Origin of the sequence: Microbacterium sp. PA5 (genome assembly GCF_049860775.1) — a bacterium.
Taxonomy (GTDB): domain Bacteria; phylum Actinomycetota; class Actinomycetes; order Actinomycetales; family Microbacteriaceae; genus Microbacterium.
In genome coordinates this window covers 549389-569899 of sequence record NZ_CP187567.1, presented here as the reverse complement: position 1 = coordinate 569899, position 20511 = coordinate 549389, and the positions used below count along the sequence as shown (strand labels likewise).

The following is a 20511-nucleotide window of genomic DNA, read 5'->3' as shown; positions in this document are numbered from 1 at the left end:
CCAGTCTAGTCGCCGGGCGGGGCGGCCCCGGCCGCCTCCTCGAGCGCCTCGACCTCCTTCTCCCACGCGTCGCGGGCCAGCCGGTACCACATGTAGAAGGCGAAGCCGGCGAACACCGCCCACTCGACGGCGTAGAAGATGTTGAGCCAGTTGACGTTCGACAGCTCGGTCGGAGCGGGCGAATCGATCGCCGTCAGCTCCGGGCCCGCCGCGGGCAGGCCCAGGCCGTCGACGTCTGCGACGAGGTAGGGGCGGTAGACCGACAGGCCGTCGGTGTCGTGCCACCATCCCAGCAGGGCGGCGGGCGACATCGTGGTCATCTCGGTGATCGGCGCGCCGGCTGCGGGGAGGCGGGGGCCTTCGTCCGAGACCAGCCGCCCGCGGAGAGTCGCGGCGACCTCACCCGCCGACGCCACGGCGCTGCTCAGGGCGGCCGCCGCTGCGTCGGCGGTCGCGCGGTCGGCCGTCCACCCGATCGCGACCGCGAGGGAGGTCGGACCCTCCACCCCTGCCGAGGCCTCGTCGACGCGGAGCTGGCCCGTCACCCAGAAGCCCTGCACACCGCCGTTGTAGCGCGACGACACGACGAGGAAGTCCTCGGGCACCCAGCGCCCGGACACCTCCACCCGCTGCCCGACGAGCGGCTCGGAGAGGTACTCCCCCGGCGCGACGACGTCGGCGATCGGACGCACCGCCTCGGTGGCTCCGGGCGGCGGCGGGTCGGTGTCGATCGCACGACCCAGCTGCCACTGACCCAGCCAGGCGAAGACGCCCGCGACGACGAGCGCGAAGACGAGCATCCCGATCCACCAGGGACGCAGCATGACCTCGCGCAGCGTCGGCGGGAACACCTCGGTTGCCGGGCCCGTGGAGGGTTCGCCGGTCATCAGTGGGAGGAGTACGGCGCGACGACGACCTCGACGCGCTGGAACTCCTTGAGGTCCGAGTAGCCCGTCGTGGCCATCGACTTGCGGAGCGCGCCGATGAGGTTGGCCGTGCCGTCGGCGACCGGCGCCGGGCCGTACAGGATCTCCTCGAGCGGGGCGACCTGGCCGACCTCGACGCGGCGACCGCGCGGCAGCTTGGGGTGGTGCGCCTCGGGACCCCAGTGGTACCCGCGGCCGGGCGCGTCGATGGCCCGAGCGAGTGCAACGCCCAGCATGACGGCGTCCGCTCCCATCGCGAGCGCCTTCACGATGTCGCCCGACGTGCCCACGCCGCCGTCGGCGATGACATGCACGTAGCGCCCGCCCGACTCGTCGAGGTAGTCGCGTCGCGCACCGGCGACGTCGGCGACCGCCGTCGCCATGGGCGCGTGGACCCCGAGCGTCGCACGCGTGGTGGAGGCCGCCCCTCCGCCGAAGCCGACGAGCACGCCCGCCGCGCCCGTGCGCATGAGGTGGAGCGCCGCCGTGTAGGTCGACGCGCCGCCGACGATCACGGGCACATCGAGGTCGTAGATGAACTTCTTGAGGTTCAGGGGAGCCGCGTCGCTGGAGACATGCTCGGCGGAGACGGTCGTGCCCCGGATGACGAACAGGTCGACGCCGGCGGCCACGACCGTCTCGTACAGCTCCTGGGTGCGCTGGGGGGTGAGGGCGCCGGCGACCGTCACGCCGCCCTCGCGGATCTCGGCGAGCCGGTCGCGGATGAGCTCGGGCTTGATGGGCGCGGCGTACAGCTCCTGCATGCGGCGCGTCGCCACGTCGGCAGGAAGCGACGCGATCTCCGCCAGCAGGGGCTCGGGCTCGTCGTAGCGCGTCCACAGGCCCTCGAGGTCGAGCACGCCGAGCCCGCCGAGGCGCCCGAGCATGATGGCCGTCTGCGGGCTCATCACCGAGTCCATGGGCGCGCCGAGGACCGGAATCTCGAATCCGAACGCGTCGATCGACCACGCGGTCGAGACGTCCTCCGGGTTGCGCGTGCGGCGGGAGGGCACCACGGCGATGTCGTCGAACGCATACGCGCGGCGGGCGCGCTTGGCGCGGCCGAGCTCGATCTCCATGCTCACACCCCCAGCCTACCGGGCCGCCCCGGCGCGAGAGCCTGGCTCCGACGCGAGAGGATGTGCGCATGCGGATCATCGTGGTGGGCGGCGGAATCATGGGGCTCGCGACCGCCTGGGAGCTGACCCGGCGCGGCGAGCGCCCGATCGTGCTGGAGCGCTTCGCCCGCGGACACACCCGCGGCGCCTCCCACGGCGCGACGCGCAACTTCAACAATGCCTACGCCGAGGAGCACTACCTCGACCTGCTGGTCCGCGCCCGCGACGGCTGGGACGCGCTCGGCGAGGTCGAGGGCGAGCCCCTCCTCCGGCTGCATGGGCTGGTGTCGCACGGGTCGGGAACGGCGCTGGGGAGCGCTGCCGGCGTGGGACTCACCGCCGTCGCCGACCGACTGCGGGAACGCGGGCTGCCCGCCCAGATGCTGAGCCCGCGCGAGGCGCATCGCCGCTGGCCCGGCATGCGGTTCGACGGCGACGCACTGTACTCGCCGGACGCCGGCGTCGCCCGCGCGGCCGTGGCGATGCGAGAACTGGAGCGCCGGATCCTCGCCGGTGGTGGCGAGGTGCGCTGGAGCACTCCCGTCTCCGCGGTGTCCGATGCAGACGGCACAGTGACGGTGCGCACCCCCGCGGGCGACCTCGTCGCGGACGCGGCCGTGGTGACAGTCGGCGCCTGGACGACTCCGCTGCTGGGTGGCATCCTCGGCGAAGCGCTCCCCCGGCTGCGCGTGACCGAGGAGAGCCCCGCCCACTTCGCACCCCGCGACCGGGCGTCGTCGTGGCCGTCGTTCAACCACTTCGTCGCTCCCGGATCGTGGCCGGCGAACGTCTACGGCATGCCCACACCGGGCGAGGGCGTGAAAGTCGGCTTCCACGGCGTCGGCGACGAGGTCGATCCCGACGCCCGACCGTTCGCCGCCACCCGCCAGGCAGAGTTGCGCGAGTACGTCCGCGCGTGGTTTCCCGGCCTCGACCCGCACTCGGCGGCGCCGATCAGCTGCACCTACACGTCGACCGACGACGAGTCCTTCGTCCTGGACCGGCGCGGGGGCATCGTCTTCGGAGCGGGCTTCTCCGGTCAGGGTTTCAAGTTCGCCCCGGGCATCGGAGCGGTGCTGGCCGACCTGGTCATCGATCCCGCTGCCCGCGCGGCACCGGCGTTCCGGCTGCGCTGACCGGGGGCGACGTCACCCGGCGGCCAGGGCGGACGTCAGCGCCGCAGCGAGTTCCGGCTTCAGGGTCCGCACGAACGTGTCGCTCAGGTGGTGACGGTCGGTGAAGGCGACCACGTTGCCGACCACGGCCTTGCAGACCTTCGCCGTGCACAGACGATCGGTGAAATCGGCGACGCTGGCACGCGGAGCCATGCGGGTCGCATCGGCGAACACCGCTTCCCCTCGCAGGCCCTTCTCACGCGGGACGGCGCACTCGTCAGGGTCGTCGTAGTTCTGCGCCACGCAGTCCGGGACGTCCACGCTCATGCGGGGGGTGTCGCGGATCACGAGCACCTGGATGCCGGCGTCCTCGAGGCGGTTCCAGTACTCCGCGAAGCCCGCAGCACCGGGCGCCCCCTCAGCGCCGTCGTCGACCATCGCCGCAGACGAGGACCACGTCGTGACGACGAGGTCGGGGCGCGAGGCGAGGAGCTCATTCATCACCACCTCGTTCGGGGCGGTGCACACCGACTCCTTCTGCACCTCGATCTCCCGCGGAACCGGGTTGAAGGGGCAGGCGTTGTGCAGATAGGTGCGCAGATGCCAGTCATCGCGCTCGGCCAGCTCGGCCAGCGCCGTCGAGTACATGCGTGCGTGCGAGTCGCCCACGAGCACGACCGACGGGTCGGCGGACGGATCCCCGGCGGTGCATTCCGGGGTGACCGCGTCGCGCTGCCCGGCGACGCACTCCGCGTCGCTGAAGATCGCATTGCGGTCGCTCCCGGCGAGGAGCGGGCTGGGGGTCACGGCGGCGTCGGCGGTCGTGAACGTCGGAACATCACCCGCGCGCAGCACCGCCGCAGCGCCCGTCCGCGGCAGCGCGCTCGCCTGCTGCGCCAGCGCATCCCAGTCGCCGCCGCCCGCCGCACGCGCCGTCATGACGGGGTACGCGAAGGTCGTCCCGGCCACGAGGACCATCGCGACCAGACCCGCGATCAGGGTCCGCGGTGTCGAGGAGCTGAAGTACGAGGCGCGGCGGACCGGCTGCTCGATGAACTCGTAGCTGAAGTGGGCGAGCACCACAGAGACGACCGACATCGCGATGATGTCGAGGTAGTCCACGGTGCGGTCCGCCATCATCGTCCAGATGATGATGACGGGGAAGTGCCACAGGTACAGCGAGTAGGAGCGGTCACCGATCCACTGCACGGCCCGCAGTCGCGACGCGCGGGTCCAGGGATCCCAGCGATCCCACGACGGCGGGACCGGCGCGGGGGCGTCCTGCCCGGCGGTGCCACCGACGATCACCGCCACCGTCCCGAGGATGACGGGGAGGGCGGCCAGGCCGGGGAACGGGGACTCGCTCGTGAGCGTGAACGCGGAGACGGCGATCGCCGCCAGTCCGGCGTAGACGAGGAGCGCGCGCACCCCGCGTGGGAGCCGCCTCACCCCGATGACCGCCAGCAGGCCTCCCGCTCCCAGCTCCCAGACCCGGGTGGTCGTCACGAAGTAGGCGTCGACCTGCCCCTGCGACACGGCGTAGACCGAGTAGGCGAAGGAGGCCAGGACGACCGCACCGAACATCACGAGCAGCACCAGCCGCAGACGCCGCCCGTCGTGCCCGTCCGCAGCGCCCTTCCGACGGGCTACGATCCACAGCGCAGCGAAGACGATGAGCGGCCAGAAGAGATAGAACTGCTCCTCGACCGACAACGACCAGAAGTGCTGGAACGGGGTCGCGTCGTTCTCCGCGGCGGAGTAGTCGACGGCGTCGCCGGCGAGCACCCAGTTCTCCACGTAGAAGATCGAGGCGAGAGCCTGCTTGGCGAGGTCGGCGAAGGCGGTGACGGGCGCGAACCAGGAGGTCACCGCGACGGTCGCGCCGATCGCGACCAGGCTGGCCGGCAGGATGCGGCGCGCGCGGGCGGCCCAGAAGGCCCCCAGCCGCACCCGGCCGGTGCGCGCCGCGTCGCGGACCAGATGGCTCGTGATGAGGAATCCGGAGATGACGAAGAAGACGTCGACGCCGATGTAACCGCCGGGAAGGCGGTTCGGACGGAGGTGATAGACGACGACGAGGAGCACGGCGATCGCACGCAGCGCCTGGATGTCCGCACGGAATCGCTGCGGCCCGCGTCGCGCGGAGCGTCGACGGAGCCCTCCGGGGACGGTGGTCCCGGGCGTCGCGAGGGCGGCGTCAGTCACGGGTGTCGATTATATGGCTCGGCGCCTGGGACTGCGCCGAACGCGCGCCTCACTTCTTGTAGTTCGGTGCCTCGACGACGATCTGGACGTCGTGCGGGTGCGACTCCTTGAGCCCGGCGGCGGTGATGCGCACGAACTTGCCGCGCGCCTTCAGCTCGTCGATGGTGCGCGCGCCCACGTAGAACATCGACTGACGCAGGCCTCCGACCAGCTGGTACGCGACGGCCGAGACCGGGCCGCGGTAGGCGACCTGTCCCTCGATCCCCTCGGGGATCAGCTTGTCGTCGTTGGGGACGTCTGCCTGGAAGTAGCGGTCCTTCGAGTACGAGGTCTTCTTGCCGCGTGTCTGGAGCGCGCCGAGCGACCCCATGCCGCGGTAGAGCTTGTACTGCTTGCCGCCCTGGAAGACGACCTCGCCCGGCGACTCGTCCGTGCCGGCCAGCAGCGAGCCGAGCATGACGGTGTCGGCGCCGGCGACGAGGGCCTTGGCGATGTCGCCCGAGTACTGCAGTCCGCCGTCGGCGATCACCGGGATGCCGGCGTCGCGCGTGGCCTGGAAGGCCTCCCAGATCGCGGTGACCTGCGGGACGCCCACGCCGGCGACGACGCGGGTGGTGCAGATCGAGCCGGGCCCCACGCCGACCTTGACGGCGTCCGCGCCCGCGTCGACGAGCGCCTGGGCGCCCTCGCGGGTCGCGACGTTGCCGCCGATGACGTCGATGTGATCGAAGGACGAGTCGGCCTTGATGCGGCGGATCATGTCGATGACGCCCGCCGACTGGCCGTTGGCGGTGTCGACCACCAGCACGTCGACCCCGGCGTCGCGCAGCGCCTCGGCGCGCTGCCACGCGTCGCCGAAGAAGCCGATCGCCGCGCCGACGCGCAGGCGGCCCTGCTCGTCCTTGGTCGCCAGCGGGTACTTCTCGCTCTTGTCGAAGTCCTTGATCGTGATGAGCCCGGCGAGCTTGCCCTCGTCGTCGATGAGCGGCAGCTTCTCGACGCGGTGCTGGGCGAACAGGGCGATGACCTCGTTGGCGCCGATGCCGACGCGGCCGGTGACGAGACCCTCGCTGGTCATGACGTCGCGGACCTTGGTGGTCTGGCGCTCGAAGCCCGACACGAAGCGCATGTCACGGTTGGTGATGATGCCGACGAGGCGTCCCTCCTCGTCGACGACGGGGAGCCCGGAGATGCGGTACTGCGCGCACAGCCCGTCGACCTCTTCGATCGTGGCGTCGGGCGTTGTCGTGATCGGATCGGTGATCATGCCGGACTCGCTGCGCTTCACGCGGTCGACCATCGAAGCCTGCTCCTCGATGGAGGCGTTGCGGTGCAGGATGCCGATGCCGCCCTCGCGGGCGATCGCGATCGCCATGCGCGACTCCGTGACGGTGTCCATGGCCGCCGACAGCAGCGGCGTGGCCACGGTGATGCGCCGGGTGACCCGCGAGGAGGTGTCGGCCTCGGAGGGGATGACGTCGGTGTGCCCCGGGAGGAGCAGGACGTCGTCATACGTCAGTCCGACGAAACCGAACGGGTCGTTGTGCTCCATGCGCTCTCCTGCGTGCCGATCTTCCGCTGTTGCCGCGTGCCCCGATGGCCGTTTCGGGGACTCTCCGATTCTAAGTCGCCGGAGCCGCGATTAATTCCGGTGGAGCCCGCGCGGTCACCCCCTTTCCGGGGTGGCGGAACAGATCGTGCGGTAGGCGAAACAGAACCGACACATTACGCTCGTACCGTCGTTGATCAATGCCGATGCGACCGCACCGCCCGAGGTGCGCCCGGACTGGAGGATCTGTTGAGTCCCACGACCGTGAGAGCGGGCCATCCTGTGAGATGGCTCGTCTTGACCCTGGGCGCCGTGCTGGCGGCCGCACTCCTGTTGCTGAGCAGTCCGGGGGCCGCGTTCGCCGCGACATCCGCCCCCGACACGCCCGGCGGCGACCAGGAGAAGACGCCGTTCTACTTCGCCGGTGTGATCAAGTTCGACGACGAGCCGGTCGGCGACGTCGTGATGTCGATCGAAGGCAACGGCTTCGAGGCGTCCACCATCACCGACGCCGAGGGGCGCTGGCGCATCTACGTGCCCGAGAAGGACACCTTCACCCTCACCGTCGATGAGACCACCCTGCCGGAGGGCGTCATCGTCGACGCCGCGCAGCTGCCCGAGGGCACGCAGCCCATCAGCGGCACGACGGCGTCGTTCGAGGTGGAGTTCGGTCTCACGGGGTCGAAGATCCTCAACCTCTTCCTGGGCGAGGGCGAGCGGATCACCACCTCCTTCGCCGACCAGTTCTTCGAGCGCTTCGTCAACGGCCTCAACTTCGGCCTCCTGCTGGCCCTGGCCGCCGTCGGCGTCTCGCTCATCTTCGGCACGACGGGGCTCACCAACTTCGCCCACGGCGAGATGCTCACCTTCGGCGCGATCGTGGCGCTGGCGCTGGGCACAGGTGCCAGCGCGCTGCCCATGTACCTGGTGATCCCGATCGTGGTGATCGCCGGCGTCGCGCTCGGGTGGGTGATGGACGCGGGCCTGTGGAAGCCGCTGCGACGCAAGGGCCTCGGGCTCGTGCAGCTCATGATCGTCAGCATCGGCCTGTCGCTGGCGGCGCGCTACTTCTTCAACCTCATCATCGGCGGCGCGACCTACCAGCTCCCCGGTGCCGGCTCCCCCAAGATCCCGCTCTTCGGCCCCATCGCCCTGTCGGTCATCGACATGTGGTCGATGGCCATCAGCGTCGTGCTCCTGGTCGCCGTCGCGTTCTGGCTGCTGCGCACCCGCATCGGCAAGGCCACCCGCGCGATCTCCGACAACCCCGGCCTGGCCGCCGCGTCGGGCATCAACGTCGACCGCGTCATCCGGATCGTCTGGATGCTCGCCACGGCGCTCGCGAGCGTCGCCGGCGTGCTGTGGGCGTACTTCCGCCCCGGTGTGAAGTGGGACATGGGCATGCACGTCCTGCTGCTCATCTTCGCCGCGGTCACCCTCGGCGGTCTCGGCACCGCCTTCGGGGCCCTGATCGGCTCGATCATCGTGGGCCTGCTCGTCGAGATCTCGACGCTGTGGCTGCCGCCGGACCTCAAGTACGTGGGCGCGCTGGCGATCCTGATCGTGATTCTGCTCGTGAGACCGCAGGGCATCCTGGGGCGCAAGGAAAGGCTCGGATAACCGTGGACTTCGGGCAGATCATCAACCTCAGCCTGGGCTATATCCTCAGCCCCGTCACGATCGCGTACGCCCTGGCGGCGGTCGGACTCGCCGTGCACTTCGGGTACGCGGGACTCCTCAACTTCGGTGTCGCCGGCTTCATGGCCATCGGCGCGTACGGCTACGCCATCTCGATCCTGAGCTTCGGCCTCCCCTGGTGGGTGGGCATCCTCATCGGCATGGTGGGCGCCGCGATCTTCGCGGTGATCCTCGGCATCCCGACGCTGCGACTGCGCGCGGACTACCTCGCCATCGTGACGATCGCCGCGGCCGAGATCGTGCGCCTCCTGTTCACCACCCAGGTGTTCGACGAGTGGACCAACTCCGCCGACGGCCTGGGCGGCTACCACGCCGGGTTCCGCGGGGCCAACCCGTTCCCGGAGGGCACCTACGGGTTCGGCCCGTGGGTCTACACCGCCGACCAGCTGTGGGTGCGCGTGTTCGGCATCATCCTGCTGGCCATCGCGGTGTACCTGGTGTGGGCGCTCATGCGCAGCCCGTGGGGGCGCGTCCTCAAGGGCATCCGCGAGGACGAGGACGCCGTGCGCTCGCTCGGCAAGAACGTCTTCGCCTACAAGATGCAGGCGCTCGTCATCGGCGGTGTGTTCGGCGCCCTCGGCGGCGTCGTGCTCTCGCTGCCCTCGGCCGTGGTGCCGTCGGTCTACCAGACCTCGCTCACGTTCTTCATCTGGACGATCCTGCTGCTCGGCGGCGCGGCGACCGTGTTCGGTCCCGTCGTCGGCGCGGTCATCTTCTGGGTGCTGATGGCCTTCCTCGACGCGGTCCTGCCGGCGCTCGCCTCCCAGGGGGTGCTGCCGATCTCCTCGATCCAGGCGGCCAACCTCCGCTACGTCCTGGTCGGTGTCGCCCTGATGCTGATCGTGATCTTCCGCCCGCAGGGCATCTTCGGCAACAAGAGGGAGCTGACCTTTGTCAAGTAACGAAGCAGGCAGCAGCACGCCGAGTCCCGCTCCCGGCGACACCGGCGCGGTGCCCGTGACCACCGGCAGCATCCGCCGCCCCAAGACCGGCGGGCTGGCCACCGGCGCTCCGGTGCCGGGCGTCGCCAAGACCGACCCGATCGTCATCATCGACGGCGTGACCCGCCGCTTCGGCGGTCTCACCGCGGTCGACGTCGAGCACCTCGAGATCCCCCGCGGCGCGATCACCGCGCTCATCGGCCCCAACGGCGCCGGCAAGACGACGCTGTTCAACCTGATCTGCGGGTTCGACAAGCCCAACAGCGGACAGTGGTCGTTCGACGGCACCAACCTGTCGGGCATCCCGTCGTTCAAGGTGGCGCGGATGGGCCAGGTGCGCACCTTCCAGCTCACCAAGGCCCTGTCGCTCCTGACTGTCCTCGAGAACATGAAGCTCGGCGCGACCGGCCAGAAGGGCGAGAGCCTCTGGCGCAGCATCCTCCCCTTCATCTGGCGCTCGCAGGACGACGAGATCGAAGCCAAGGCCAAGGAGCTGCTGGCCCGGTTCAAGCTCGACACCAAGCAGGACGACTACGCGGCGTCGCTGTCGGGCGGTCAGCGCAAGCTCCTCGAGATGGCGCGCGCCCTCATGAGCGACCCGACCCTCGTGATGCTCGACGAGCCGATGGCCGGCGTCAACCCGGCGCTCACCGAGTCGCTGCTGGACCACATCCTCGACCTCAAGGACCTCGGCATGACGGTCCTGTTCGTCGAGCACGACATGCACATGGTCCGCCACATCGCCGACTGGGTCGTCGTGATGGCGGAGGGGCGCGTCGTGGCCGAGGGGCCGCCGGACACCGTCATGGAGGACCAGGCGGTCATCGACGCCTACCTCGGCAGCCACCAGGACGTCGACCTCGGCGTCGTCACCGGCCGCATCGAGGGCGAACTCGACGCGTCGGCGCAGGAGCTCCTCGAGGAGATCAAGGAAGTCGAGCAGTCGGCGATCGCCGAGGCCGAGGAGGAGAACAAGTGAGCGACGCGTCCACGCCGACCACCCAGGTCGTCGATGCCCCGGTCAAGAGCGACGAGCTCGTCGTGAACGTGACCGATCTGTATGCGGGCTACCTCCCGGGCATCAACATCATCAACGGCGCCAACCTGACGGCCCGCAAGGGCGAGCTGGTGGGGATCATCGGCCCGAACGGGGCGGGGAAGTCCACGCTGCTGAAGGCGATCTTCGGCATGGTGAAGGTCCGCGAGGGCGACATCACCGTCAACGGCGAGAGCGTGGTCGGGCTGAAGTCCGACCGTCTCGTGCAGCGCGGGGTCGGATTCGTGCCCCAGACCAACAACGTGTTCCCCTCGCTCACGATCGAGGAGAACCTGCAGATGGGGCTCTTCCAGCGGCCCAAGGCCTACGCCGAGCGGCTGGAGTTCGTCACGGGCATCTTCGCGGAGCTCGGCAAGCGCCTCAAGCAGCGCGCCGGGTCGCTGTCGGGCGGTGAGCGCCAGATGGTCGCCATGAGCCGCGCGCTCATGATGGATCCCGCCGTGCTGCTGCTCGACGAGCCGAGCGCGGGACTGTCGCCGGTCCGCCAGGACGACGCCTTCATCCGCGTCTCCGACATCAACAAGGCGGGCGTGACGACCATCATGGTCGAGCAGAACGCCCGGCGCTGCCTCCAGATCTGCGACCGCGGCTACGTGCTGGACCAGGGCCGCGACGCGTACGAGGGCACCGGCCGCGAGCTGCTGAACGACCCGAAGGTCATCGGCCTGTACCTGGGCACCCTCGGCACCGACTGAGCGCCCTCGGCACCGACTGAGCGCGCCACGAAGGGGGCGGGATGCACGGCATCCCGCCCCCTTCGTCGTGCCTGCCACCGGCCTTCGTCGCGCCTGCCGTGCCGGCCGCGTCCGGCCGCCGGCGCCCGCGAGGACGGCGCACGGGGCGCACCGGGCACGCGGGCGCACCGGGCACGCGAAAGGGCCCCGGATCGCTCCGGGGCCCTTCCTCACTGCGTCGATCAGAGGTCGATGCGGGTGAAGGTGTTGGTGTCGTCGAACTGGAAGATGCCGATGGTCGCCTCGGTCGGGTCACCGTTCTCGTCGAAGGTGATCGGGCCGGAGAAGCCGTCGTAGTCCGCCTCGCCGCCACCGAGGATGATGTCGGCGCAGTCGGCGTACGTGGTGCACTTCTCACCGGCTGCGTCGCCGCCGCCGGAGACCGCCTGCAGGTTCTCTGCGATGTCGGCGGCGTCGGTCGAGTTCGCCTTCAGCGCGGCCAGGGCGATGAGCACGACGGCGTCGTACGACTCGTTGGCGTACGAGAAGTCGGTCAGGTCGCTGCCGTCGCTGGTCGGAGCCGTCTTCCAGAACTCCACCAGGCGCGCCTGGAAGTCCTCCGGGGTCGACGGACCGGCGGGCGTGGTGCCCTTGGCGCCCTCGAGGCTGACGTCGGAGGGCCACTTCTCGTCGGCACCGAACTGCTTCAGGTTGCCGTCGACGAAGTACAGGTCCTCGGCCGGGTAGCCGGCCGCGATCAGCGCGGGAGCGATCGTGTAGACCTCGTCGAACGTGATCAGGGCGATCGCGTCGGGGTTCGAGGCCATCACGGCCGAGATCTGCGCGTCGAACGAGGTGTCACCGGCGTTGAACGCCTGCGACTCGACGACCGTGCCGCCGGCGCCCTCGAACGCCTCGCTGAAGAACTGGTTCAGGCCCGTGCCGTACGAGTCGTTCAGGTAGATCGACGCCACGTTCTCGTGGCCGTCCTCGGCGATCAGGTTTCCGAGCACCTCGCCCTGCAGGACGTCCGAGGGAGCGGTGCGCCAGTAGAGGCCGTTGTCGTCCCAGGTCGTGAAGTCGGCCGACGTGTTGGCCGGCGAGAAGGTGATGATGCCCGCCGAGACCATGTCGTCGAGGAAGAGCTTCGTCACACCCGACGAGGCGGCGCCGATGGCGGCGGACACGCCCTCCTGGATGAGGCGGGGAGCGGTGGTCTGCCACGCGTTGTTGGTCGCATCGCCCGAGTCGCCCCAGACGATGTCGTCCATCGTGAGACCCGTGGTGTCGGCGACCTCGTTGATGTCCGCGGCGGCGAGACCGACACCGGCCTCCTCGGGCGGGCCGAGGAAGGACAGGCTGCCCGACTGCGGGAGGATCGTGCCGATCTTGAGGGTCAGATCGCGCGTCTCGACGGGCGCCTCGGACGAGGTCTCGGTCGGGGTGGTGCCCCCGGCGCAGCCTGCGAGGACCACGGCGCTGGCTCCGGCGACGGCGATGGCGCCGAGGACCTTGCCCGCACGCGAACGTGTGAAGACGGTCATGTTGCTCCTTGCTATGGATGAACAAGGGACGACCTCGGGTGCCGTCCCAGTTGGGAATAACCTAATCGCCACGACGCGTCGCCAATGTTGCGATCCGTTAACGCTGTGATACGGCATGGTCACGATGCGATAACGGCACCGCCGGACCCGCTCCTCCCGCCTGTTCCCGGGCGGGGAGCGCTCTCAGGAGGGCTCGGCGACGACCGGCCGGCGCGCGTGCCGGAGCGAGTCGGCCATGAGGACGACCAGCGCCAGCCAGACGAGCCCGAAGCCGATCCAGCGCTCCAGGGGCATGGGCTCTCCCATGATCCAGGCACCCGTGATGAACTGCAGGATCGGGGCGACGAACTGGAGCAGTCCGATGACCGTCAGCGGCGCCCGGCGGGCGCCCGCCGCGAAGAACAGCAGGGGCGTGGCCGTGACCGCTCCGGCCAGGAGCAGCAGGAGCGTGTGCCCGGCACCGGCCTGCCCCATGGTCAGCCCGGTGGTGGTGGCGACCACCACGAGCTGGACGAGGGCGACCGGAAGGAGCCACAGCGACTCCAGGGTGAGTCCGCTGATGGCGTCGACGCTCGGGCCGATCTGCTTCTTGACGAGACCGTAGGCGCCGAAGCTCGCGGCGAGGGTGAGGGCGATCCACGGAAAGGCGCCGTAGCCGACGACGATCACGACGACGGCCAGCACGGAGATCCCGATGGCGACCCACTGGGCGATCCGCAGCCGCTCGCCGAGCACCAGCACGCCGAGGAGCACGGTGACGATCGGGTTGATGAAGTATCCGAGCGAGCCCTCGATGACGTGACCGGTCAGCGTGCTGATCAGGAAGACCTGCCAGTTCACGTAGATCAGCAGTCCCGCCACGATCGTCCAGACGACCAGGCGCGGCGTGCGCAGGATGGCCCACAGCTTCGCCCACGTGCGCGTCACCGTCAGCAGGATCGCGCAGAACGCCAGCGAGAGGATGATCCGCCACGCGACGACCTCCCACGGCCCGGTGGGGACGAGCGTCAGGAAGTAGAGGGGCATGAAGCCCCAGAGGAAGTAGGCGATGAACGCGAGGACGCCGCCGCGCACCTGCTCTCCGTCGTCTCGGGTGGCGGAGGAGCGGGGTGTCATGGGTCCAAGCCTAGGACGGTCATGACCACCCGAGCCCCGGCAGGGTCGACGGGATCCTGCCGATCGTCGCGGTCCGCCTGCCACGACGCCCGGACCCCGCCGACGACGAAGGGCCCCGATGCGTCGGCATCGGGGCCCTTCGAGACGTCTGCGATCAGCGGACGACGACCGCCAGGACGTCGCGCGCGGACAGGACGAGGAACTCGTCGCCGCCGAACTTGACCTCGGTCCCGCCGTACTTGCTGTAGATCACCCGGTCGCCGACGGCGACGTCGAGCGGCACGCGGTTGCCGTTGTCGTCGATGCGACCCGGGCCCACCGCGACGACCTCGCCCTCCTGGGGCTTCTCCTTCGCGGTGTCGGGGATGACCAGTCCACTGGACGTGACCTGCTCAGCCTCGACCTGCTTGATGACGATGCGGTCCTCGAGCGGCTTGATGGAAACCGACACGGTCTACCTCTTTCTTGCTTCAGGGGTCTGTGCTTCAAGACTCGTTAGCACCCGCACACTTCGAGTGCTAACGCCAAGTGTAGAGCGCCGCTGGCACTCGTGCAACGCGAGTGCCAGCCGCCTCCGCGCGGGGTCGGGCGCGCACGTAGGCTTGCCGGGTGGACCACGCCGAGCTCGCGACCCTCCTGACTCCTCAGGCACTGCGCCTCCTCGACGACCTCGGTCCGGTCGACTCCACGGCCGACGTGGCCGCCGCGGTCTCGCGGCTGCGCGCCGCAGGCATCGCCCCGGAGCTGGTGTCCGCCGTGGTGGGGCAGGCGCGTCTGCGCACCCGCGCGGGCGCGAAGTTCGGCCCGTTCGCCGCCCGCATGCTCTTCACCCGCGCCGGACTCGAGCAGGCGTCACGGCTCTCGATGGCCGCTCGCCACGCGGGGCGCTTCCGCGACGCCGGCGTCGCCCGCGTCGCGGACCTCGGCTGCGGGATCGGCGGCGACGCCCTGGGCCTGGCCGGCATCGGACTCGATGTGCTCGCCGTCGACGCCGACGAGGTCACCGCCGCGATCGCCGCCTACAACCTCGCGCCCTTCGGCGGCGCGGCCGTCGTGCGCCACGCCCGCGCCGAGGAGACCGACCTCTCCGGCATCGACGCCGTCTGGCTCGACCCCGCGCGCCGGTCCGCGGGCCACGGTGAGACCCGGCGCACCCGTCCCGAGGACTGGACGCCGTCGCTGGAGTGGGCCCTGGACCTCGCGGCGCGGATGCCGGTGGGCATCAAGCTCGGACCCGGGCTCGACCGCGCGGCGATTCCCGCCGGCGTCGAGGCGCAGTGGATCACCGTCGACGGGTCCACGATCGAGCTGGTGCTCTGGTCGGGGATCCTCGCCCGACCGGGCGTCTCCCGTGCGGCCCTGGTGGTGCAGGGCGACGCCGCGCACGAGCTGACCGCGCCCGCAGACGCCGACGACGAGCCGGTGCGCGCTCTCGGCGCCTACGTGCACGAGCCGGCCGGCTCGGTCATCCGGGCGCGGCTCATCGGCGAGGTCGCCAGACGGCTCGACGCGGGGATGCTCGCCGACGGCATCGCCTACCTGACCTCCGACGCCGAGCTCACGAGCCCGCTCGTCCAGTCCTTCCGCGTCCGCGAACAGCTGCCCTTCGACGTGAAGCGGCTCGGCCGCGCCCTGCGCGAGCGGGGCATCGGCACGCTGGAGATCAAGAAGCGCGGCGTCGACGTGGATCCGGCCGCGCTGCGTCCGAAGCTGAAGCTCGCGGGCGATGACTCCGCGACCCTCCTGCTGACGAGGGTCGACGGCAGCCGGGTGGCACTGCTCGCCGACCGGGTCTGACGCTCAGCCGAAGAGCGGTCCCTGCGTGGAGGCCCACCAGAGCCAGCCGGCGCTGTAGACCAGGGAGAGCAGGCTCAGGCACAGCGCCCACACGGCGACGCCCCGGCTCTCCCACGGCCGGCGCAGGGCGACCACGGCGAGCCCTGCGCCCACGAGGCCGACGAGGAAGCCCCAGCCCACCAGCAGCGAGAAGATCAGCGCGAGGATGCCGAAGGTCAGCGCCCACGGACCGCTGCGCGGCAGCGGAGCTGCGGGGGCCGGCGCCCACCGCACCTCGGTGTGGACCGGCGAGGTCACCGCGACCGGCTCGGTGAAGGCGCGCTGGAAGCCGCCGCGGTGCTCACCGGGCAGCCCCGACGACTCGGCGGCGGTGACATCGGGAGACGGCGTCTCGACGATCGGCACGGGCACCTGCGGGACGTCCGCGGGCAGGGCGGTGCCGTCCGGCGGCGGACTCTGGGGCTCACGGTCGCCGCTCATGCGCCGACCGCCACCTGGATCTCGGTCACCGGCAGGGTCGAGTCCGCGCCGAACGCGAGCGTGGACGCCGGCCGGCCGCTGCGGATCAGCTCGGCGGCGAGCGCCGCGATCATCGCGCCGTTGTCGGTGCACAGCGACAGCGGAGGGATCCGCACCGCCACGCCGGCCGCCGCAGCCCGCTCCAGCGCCACCTCGCGCAGCCGCCGGTTCGCGATGACCCCGCCGCCCAGGAGCAGGCGCGGCACGTCGTGCCGCTCGCAGGCGTCGAGCGCCTTGGTCACGAGCACGTCGACGACCGCCTCGCGGAACGACGCGGCGACGTCGGGCACCGACACCCGCTCCCCCGCCGCCTCGGCGCGCTCCACCCAGCGGGCGACCGCCGTCTTGAGTCCCGAGAACGAGAAGTCGTAGCGATGGGCCGCCATGTCCGAGGCGCGTGACAGGCCCCGCGGGAAGCGGATGGCGTCGTGGTCGCCCTCTGCGGCGGCGCGGTCGATCTCCGGCCCGCCCGGGTAGGGCAGCCCCAGGATGCGGGCGATCTTGTCGAACGCCTCCCCGGCCGCGTCGTCCATGGTCTCGCCGAGCAGCTCGACGTCCGAGACGAGGTCGCGCACGAGGAGGAGGGAGGTGTGACCTCCCGAGACGAGCAGCGCGACCGTCGGGTACTCGACCTCTTCGCCGGTCAGGATGTCGGCAGCGATGTGCCCCACGAGGTGGTTGACGGCGTACAGCGGTCGATCCAGCGAGACGGCGAGCGCCTTGGCCGCTCCGACGCCGACCATGAGGGCGCCCGCGAGCCCGGGACCGCTGGTGACGGCGACCGCGTCGAGGTCGGCGAGGGAGACCCCGGCCTCGGAGACGGCGGCCTCGATCGCCGGCTGCAGGGCTTCGAGGTGGGCGCGGGCAGCGACCTCCGGCACGACGCCGCCGTACCGGGCGTGCTCGGCCATGGAGCTGGCGATGGTGTTGGACAGCAGGGTGCGGCCGCGGACGATCCCGATGCCGGTCTCGTCGCAGCTGGTCTCGATGCCCAGCACCAGGGGCTCCGCGCCCATCAGCACCACCCCTTCCCGGGCGTCTCGTCCTCGGGTCGGGCCTCGTGCGCGCGCGCCCATCCCGCCAGGTCGAGCTTCATGACGACGGCGTCGACGTCGTCGGGCTGGTAGTAGCGCGGCCGGCGGCCGATCTCGACGAAGCCCTCCGACGCGTACAGGGCGGTGGCGACGGGATTGTCCGCGCGGACCTCCAGGAAGACCTCGCGCGCGCCGCGGCTGCGGGCAGAGGCGATGAGCTCGGCCAGCAGCGCACGTCCGCGGCCGCGGCCCCGGGCGGCGGGGGCGATCGCGATCGTCTGGATGTCGGCATCCGCTGCGCCCTGCACCGCGCGCACCCCGCCGTAGCCGCGGAGGGTGCCCGCCTCGACGTCGACGACGTAGCGGCCGTGCGGGGACGCGATCTCGGCTGCCATCATGGCCTCGCTCCACGCGTCGCTGGGGAAGGAGTCGCGCTCGAGCGCCATGATGTCGGGGAGGTCCGCGGCCGTCGCGGTGCGCAGGCTCATGCGCCCACCTTCTTGGGCGCACCGGGCAGCGTGACGTCCGGAGCGCGGAGGTAGAGCGGCTCCCCGCCCGTGAGCGTGCGGCCGGCGGCGACGGCGCGCGCGGCGGCCAGCGCCACCATCGAGGCCGGGACGGCGGAGACGTCGATGCGGCGCACACCGCGCGCGGCGAGGAGCTCGTCGAGGGCGTCGCGCGGCGAGAGCGCGGGCTCGGCGATCCGCACCGGGAGCCCGTCGTCGTCGAGGCCGTCGTAGACGGTGTAGGCGAACTCCCGGCGCCGGGCATCGGTCACGACCGCGAACGGCTCCGACGGCGCGTGCGGGTCGGCCAGGAGCACGGCGAGCGCTGCGGCGTCGTGGCTGGGGACGGCGACGACGGGAATACTGCGCGCGAGCGCGAACGCCCTCGCAGCGGCGATGCCCACCCGCAGGCCCGTGAAGGGGCCGGGGCCCATGCCGGCGGCGACGTGGGTGAGCTCGACGGGCGTCGGCGCGGCGGTCGCGCCCACCGGCCCGAGCGCCGCGTCGGCGAGTGCCCGCTCGAGGAGCACCCCGATCACCTCCGCGTGGGCGAGGGGGTCGGGGCTCGCGGCCTCGGACCGCACGACGCCGTCCGCCTCGACGACGGCGACCGCCGTGCCGAGCGAGGTGTCGATGCCCAGGATCATCCCTCCAGCGTAGCCGCGGGTGCGGCGGCGCCGTCGTCAGGGACGGCGGCTGACGGTGACCCGCCGGGGTGCGACGTCCTCCATGTCGGCGGCCGCGTCATCAGCCGCGTCGGCGGCTGCGGCGCCGGCCCACTCGCGGTCGAGCTCGATCTCCCACCACTGGTCGACCAGCCCGTCGACCATGTCGCGCCCCCATTCGACGATGGTGACGGAGCGGTCCAGGTCCAGGCCGAGGTCGTCGAGCTCGGCCGCCGACCCCAGGCGGTAGGCGTCGACGTGCACGAGCGGGGGACCGTCGACGAGCGAGGGGTGCGTGCGGGCGAGCACGAACGTGGGGCTCTGCACGGGCCCGCGCACCCCGAGCCCGTCCGCGATGCCGCGGGTGAGCGTCGTCTTCCCCGCACCGAGCGCGCCGGTGAGCACCACGAGGTCTCCGGCGCGCAGTGCGCCGCCGATCCGGCGGCCCAGGTCCTCCATCGCCGCCACGGACGAGACGATCCTCTCCCCCGCGAAGGCGGCGAGCCCGCTCACGTGGACACCTGCCGGCGGGGCACGCGCGGTCCGATCCGCGTCACGATCTCGTAGTTGATGGTGCCCGCGGAGTCCGCCCACTCCTCGACGGCGGGAAGGCCTCGCTCCGGATCGCCGAAGAGGGTCACGGGATCGCCGACCGCGACCGGGTGGTCCCCGACGTCGACGACGAACTGGTCCATGGCGATGCGGCCCGCCACCGGGAACACGAGGCCGCCGATCCGCACGGCGCCTCCTCCCGATGCGCCGCGCGGCACGCCGTCGGCGTACCCGAGGGGCACCAGGGCCAGCGTCGTCTCGGCCGAGGTGCGGTGCTGATACCCGTACGAGACGCCCTGACCGGCCGGCACGCGGCGCACCGCCGCGACGGCCGCGCGCAGCGTCATGGCGGGGCGCAGCCCCAGGTCGGCCGAGGTGCGGTCGGCGAACGGCGACAGCCCGTACATCGCGATCCCGATGCGGACGGCGTCGAACCGCGCCTCGGGCAGAGCGATGGCGGCATGCGAGGCGGCGAGGTGACGCAGCCGCGGGGCGAGCCCCCGCGCGGCGGCGGCGACGAGGGCCTCGTGGAACCGCGCGAGAGCGGCCCGGTCGTCGGCCTCGCTCGTGTTGGAGAGGTGGCTGAAGATGCCGACGACGCGCAGCCGGCCGATCCGCTCCAGCCTCGCCGCCTCGGCGAACACGCGATGCTGCTCGGCGGGCGGCAGCCCGTTGCGCCCCAGGCCGGTCTCGACCTTCAGGTGGACGACGGCGGCCCGCTCACCCCCTGCGGCGGCCGCCGCGAGCAGCTGGTCGTACGACGAGATGCCGAGCTCGATGCCGAGGGCGACGGCCTCCTCGAATTTTTCGCCGGGGGCGTGGAGCCAGGCCATGATCGGGGCCTCGATCCCGGCGCGCCGCAGCGCCAGCGCCTCGCCGACGTCGGCGACGCCGAGCCGGGTCGCCCCGCCCTCGAGGGCCGCGACCGCGGAGCGGACGGCGCCGTGTCCGTAGCCGTCGGCCTTGACGACCGCGATGACCTCGACACCGGTGAGCCGGCGTAGTCTCGCGACATTGGCCGCGATCGCTCCGACGTCGATCGTCGCCTCGCGCATCGGGCCGGGAGGGATCCGCTGATCGGTCACGCGTCGCTCCCGCCGCGTGCGGGGTCACCCGTCTCGGCGACGACGTAGGCGATCGCGACCCCTGCGTCGTGCGAGAGCGAGAGATGGAGAGAGCGGATGCCGCGCTGCGCAACCGTCTCGGCGGTCCGGCCGCTCAACGAGAACACCGGACGTCCCGAGGGCTCGGAGGCCACCTCGATGTCGGTCCAGTGGACGCCGTCGGAGCCGCCCAGCGCCTTGATCAGCGCCTCCTTGGCCGCGTAGCGCGCCGCCAGGGAGTGCGGTCGCAGGCTGCGCTCGGCGACCGCGAAGAGCCGCTCCATCAGCCGGGGCGTGCGCTCGAGCGATCGTTCGAACCGGGGGATGTCGACGAGGTCGACGCCGATTCCGACGATCATCCCGTCAGCCTACCGCCGCACCCGGAGGGGCCG

At 71.5% G+C, this 20511-nt stretch carries 20 protein-coding genes; 6 read left to right on the top strand and 14 right to left on the bottom strand.

The window, feature by feature from the left end; translation table 11 throughout:
* Positions 1–5: 5 nt before the first annotated feature.
* The gene (locus ACPWUT_RS02640) at positions 6–887 is read right to left on the bottom strand and encodes an SURF1 family cytochrome oxidase biogenesis protein (RefSeq protein ID WP_425840321.1); all 882 of its coding nucleotides are present in this window, start codon (positions 885–887) and stop codon (positions 6–8) included.
* Positions 887–2005 carry a GuaB3 family IMP dehydrogenase-related protein gene (locus tag ACPWUT_RS02635; protein ID WP_425842350.1) on the bottom strand — a complete coding sequence of 373 codons (1119 nt, stop codon included), beginning with the start codon at positions 2003–2005 and terminating at the stop codon, positions 887–889. Before ACPWUT_RS02635 ends, ACPWUT_RS02640 begins: the two co-directional genes overlap by 1 nt.
* 68 nt (positions 2006–2073) lie before the next feature.
* On the opposite strand from ACPWUT_RS02635, the gene ACPWUT_RS02630 reads away from it, so the two are divergent.
* The gene (locus ACPWUT_RS02630; protein WP_425840318.1) at positions 2074–3180 is read left to right on the top strand and encodes an FAD-dependent oxidoreductase; all 1107 of its coding nucleotides are present in this window, start codon (positions 2074–2076) and stop codon (positions 3178–3180) included.
* 12 nt (positions 3181–3192) lie between these two features.
* Here the strand turns inward: ACPWUT_RS02630 and ACPWUT_RS02625 are convergent, their stop codons facing one another.
* Both ACPWUT_RS02625 and guaB read right to left on the bottom strand, forming a co-directional pair.
* Positions 3193–5364, bottom strand: a complete 2172-nt coding sequence (locus ACPWUT_RS02625) for an acyltransferase family protein (protein ID WP_425840315.1) — start codon at positions 5362–5364, stop codon at positions 3193–3195.
* 49 nt (positions 5365–5413) lie between these two features.
* Positions 5414–6916: an IMP dehydrogenase gene (guaB, locus tag ACPWUT_RS02620; RefSeq protein ID WP_425840312.1), complete on the bottom strand. Its 1503-nt coding sequence runs from the start codon at positions 6914–6916 to the stop codon at positions 5414–5416.
* Between the two features lie 294 nt (positions 6917–7210).
* Here guaB and ACPWUT_RS02615 point away from each other — a divergent pair, with 294 nt between their 5' ends.
* The 4 genes from ACPWUT_RS02615 to ACPWUT_RS02600 all read left to right on the top strand — a co-directional run bounded on the left by ACPWUT_RS02615 (position 7211) and on the right by ACPWUT_RS02600 (position 11304).
* Positions 7211–8533, top strand: a complete 1323-nt coding sequence (locus tag ACPWUT_RS02615; protein WP_284530284.1) for a branched-chain amino acid ABC transporter permease — start codon at positions 7211–7213, stop codon at positions 8531–8533.
* A gap of 2 nt (positions 8534–8535) precedes the next feature.
* Entirely contained in the window at positions 8536–9513 is a 978-nt protein-coding gene (locus ACPWUT_RS02610; RefSeq protein ID WP_284530283.1) for a branched-chain amino acid ABC transporter permease, read from the top strand.
* Positions 9514–9568: 55 nt separating this feature from the next.
* The gene (locus tag ACPWUT_RS02605) at positions 9569–10531 is read left to right on the top strand and encodes an ABC transporter ATP-binding protein (RefSeq protein WP_425842347.1); all 963 of its coding nucleotides are present in this window, start codon (positions 9569–9571) and stop codon (positions 10529–10531) included.
* A 62-nt stretch (positions 10532–10593) separates the two neighbouring features.
* On the top strand, positions 10594–11304 hold the full coding sequence (locus tag ACPWUT_RS02600; protein WP_284530357.1) for an ABC transporter ATP-binding protein: 711 nt from the start codon (positions 10594–10596) through the stop codon (positions 11302–11304).
* Positions 11305–11525: 221 nt separating this feature from the next.
* Here ACPWUT_RS02600 and ACPWUT_RS02595 read toward each other — a convergent pair whose 3' ends face one another.
* The 3 genes from ACPWUT_RS02595 to groES all read right to left on the bottom strand — a co-directional run bounded on the left by ACPWUT_RS02595 (position 11526) and on the right by groES (position 14394).
* Entirely contained in the window at positions 11526–12827 is a 1302-nt protein-coding gene (locus ACPWUT_RS02595; protein ID WP_284530282.1) for an ABC transporter substrate-binding protein, read from the bottom strand.
* Positions 12828–13010: 183 nt separating this feature from the next.
* Positions 13011–13943 (bottom strand): EamA family transporter RarD, encoded by a 933-nt coding sequence (gene rarD, locus ACPWUT_RS02590; protein WP_284530281.1) that lies wholly within the window; start codon positions 13941–13943, stop codon positions 13011–13013.
* Between the two features lie 154 nt (positions 13944–14097).
* Positions 14098–14394 carry a co-chaperone GroES gene (gene groES / locus ACPWUT_RS02585; RefSeq protein ID WP_005050391.1) on the bottom strand — a complete coding sequence of 99 codons (297 nt, stop codon included), beginning with the start codon at positions 14392–14394 and terminating at the stop codon, positions 14098–14100.
* A gap of 158 nt (positions 14395–14552) precedes the next feature.
* Between groES and ACPWUT_RS02580 the strand changes: the two genes are divergently transcribed.
* Positions 14553–15740: a THUMP-like domain-containing protein gene (locus ACPWUT_RS02580; RefSeq protein ID WP_425840305.1), complete on the top strand. Its 1188-nt coding sequence runs from the start codon at positions 14553–14555 to the stop codon at positions 15738–15740.
* Positions 15741–15743: 3 nt separating this feature from the next.
* On the opposite strand, the gene ACPWUT_RS02575 is transcribed toward ACPWUT_RS02580, so the two are convergent.
* The 7 genes from ACPWUT_RS02575 to ACPWUT_RS02545 are packed head-to-tail and all read right to left on the bottom strand — an operon-like array spanning position 15744 to position 20478.
* Positions 15744–16220 carry a hypothetical protein gene (locus ACPWUT_RS02575; RefSeq protein WP_284530277.1) on the bottom strand — a complete coding sequence of 159 codons (477 nt, stop codon included), beginning with the start codon at positions 16218–16220 and terminating at the stop codon, positions 15744–15746.
* The gene (gene tsaD / locus ACPWUT_RS02570; protein WP_425840302.1) at positions 16217–17275 is read right to left on the bottom strand and encodes a tRNA (adenosine(37)-N6)-threonylcarbamoyltransferase complex transferase subunit TsaD; all 1059 of its coding nucleotides are present in this window, start codon (positions 17273–17275) and stop codon (positions 16217–16219) included. The genes ACPWUT_RS02575 and tsaD overlap by 4 nt, the downstream gene beginning before the upstream one ends.
* The gene (gene rimI / locus ACPWUT_RS02565; RefSeq protein ID WP_284530273.1) at positions 17275–17781 is read right to left on the bottom strand and encodes a ribosomal protein S18-alanine N-acetyltransferase; all 507 of its coding nucleotides are present in this window, start codon (positions 17779–17781) and stop codon (positions 17275–17277) included. Before rimI ends, tsaD begins: the two co-directional genes overlap by 1 nt.
* A complete protein-coding gene (tsaB, locus tag ACPWUT_RS02560; protein WP_425840298.1) occupies positions 17778–18446 on the bottom strand; it encodes a tRNA (adenosine(37)-N6)-threonylcarbamoyltransferase complex dimerization subunit type 1 TsaB in 669 nt (222 codons plus the stop codon). The genes rimI and tsaB overlap by 4 nt, the downstream gene beginning before the upstream one ends.
* 36 nt (positions 18447–18482) lie before the next feature.
* The gene (tsaE, locus tag ACPWUT_RS02555; protein ID WP_425840295.1) at positions 18483–18977 is read right to left on the bottom strand and encodes a tRNA (adenosine(37)-N6)-threonylcarbamoyltransferase complex ATPase subunit type 1 TsaE; all 495 of its coding nucleotides are present in this window, start codon (positions 18975–18977) and stop codon (positions 18483–18485) included.
* Complete coding sequence (gene alr, locus ACPWUT_RS02550) at positions 18974–20071, bottom strand: alanine racemase (RefSeq protein ID WP_425842344.1); 1098 nt, start codon at positions 20069–20071, stop codon at positions 18974–18976. Before alr ends, tsaE begins: the two co-directional genes overlap by 4 nt.
* Positions 20072–20097: 26 nt before the next feature.
* Positions 20098–20478, bottom strand: a complete 381-nt coding sequence (locus ACPWUT_RS02545) for a holo-ACP synthase (protein ID WP_284530270.1) — start codon at positions 20476–20478, stop codon at positions 20098–20100.
* Between the last annotated feature and the right edge of the window lie 33 nt (positions 20479–20511).

Coding starts and splice junctions, on each gene's coding strand:
- rarD (WP_284530281.1), bottom strand. CDS start 13,943: ATGACACCCCGCTCCTCCGCCACCCGAGACGACGGAGAGCAGGTGCGC.
- ACPWUT_RS02545 (WP_284530270.1), bottom strand. CDS start 20,478: ATGATCGTCGGAATCGGCGTCGACCTCGTCGACATCCCCCGGTTCGAA.
- ACPWUT_RS02595 (WP_284530282.1), bottom strand. CDS start 12,827: ATGACCGTCTTCACACGTTCGCGTGCGGGCAAGGTCCTCGGCGCCATC.
- ACPWUT_RS02575 (WP_284530277.1), bottom strand. CDS start 16,220: ATGAGCGGCGACCGTGAGCCCCAGAGTCCGCCGCCGGACGGCACCGCC.
- ACPWUT_RS02630 (WP_425840318.1), top strand. CDS start 2,074: ATGCGGATCATCGTGGTGGGCGGCGGAATCATGGGGCTCGCGACCGCC.
- rimI (WP_284530273.1), bottom strand. CDS start 17,781: ATGAGCCTGCGCACCGCGACGGCCGCGGACCTCCCCGACATCATGGCG.
- ACPWUT_RS02640 (WP_425840321.1), bottom strand. CDS start 887: ATGACCGGCGAACCCTCCACGGGCCCGGCAACCGAGGTGTTCCCGCCG.
- guaB (WP_425840312.1), bottom strand. CDS start 6,916: ATGGAGCACAACGACCCGTTCGGTTTCGTCGGACTGACGTATGACGAC.
- ACPWUT_RS02635 (WP_425842350.1), bottom strand. CDS start 2,005: ATGGAGATCGAGCTCGGCCGCGCCAAGCGCGCCCGCCGCGCGTATGCG.
- tsaD (WP_425840302.1), bottom strand. CDS start 17,275: ATGGGCGCGGAGCCCCTGGTGCTGGGCATCGAGACCAGCTGCGACGAG.
- alr (WP_425842344.1), bottom strand. CDS start 20,071: ATGCGCGAGGCGACGATCGACGTCGGAGCGATCGCGGCCAATGTCGCG.
- tsaB (WP_425840298.1), bottom strand. CDS start 18,446: ATGATCCTGGGCATCGACACCTCGCTCGGCACGGCGGTCGCCGTCGTC.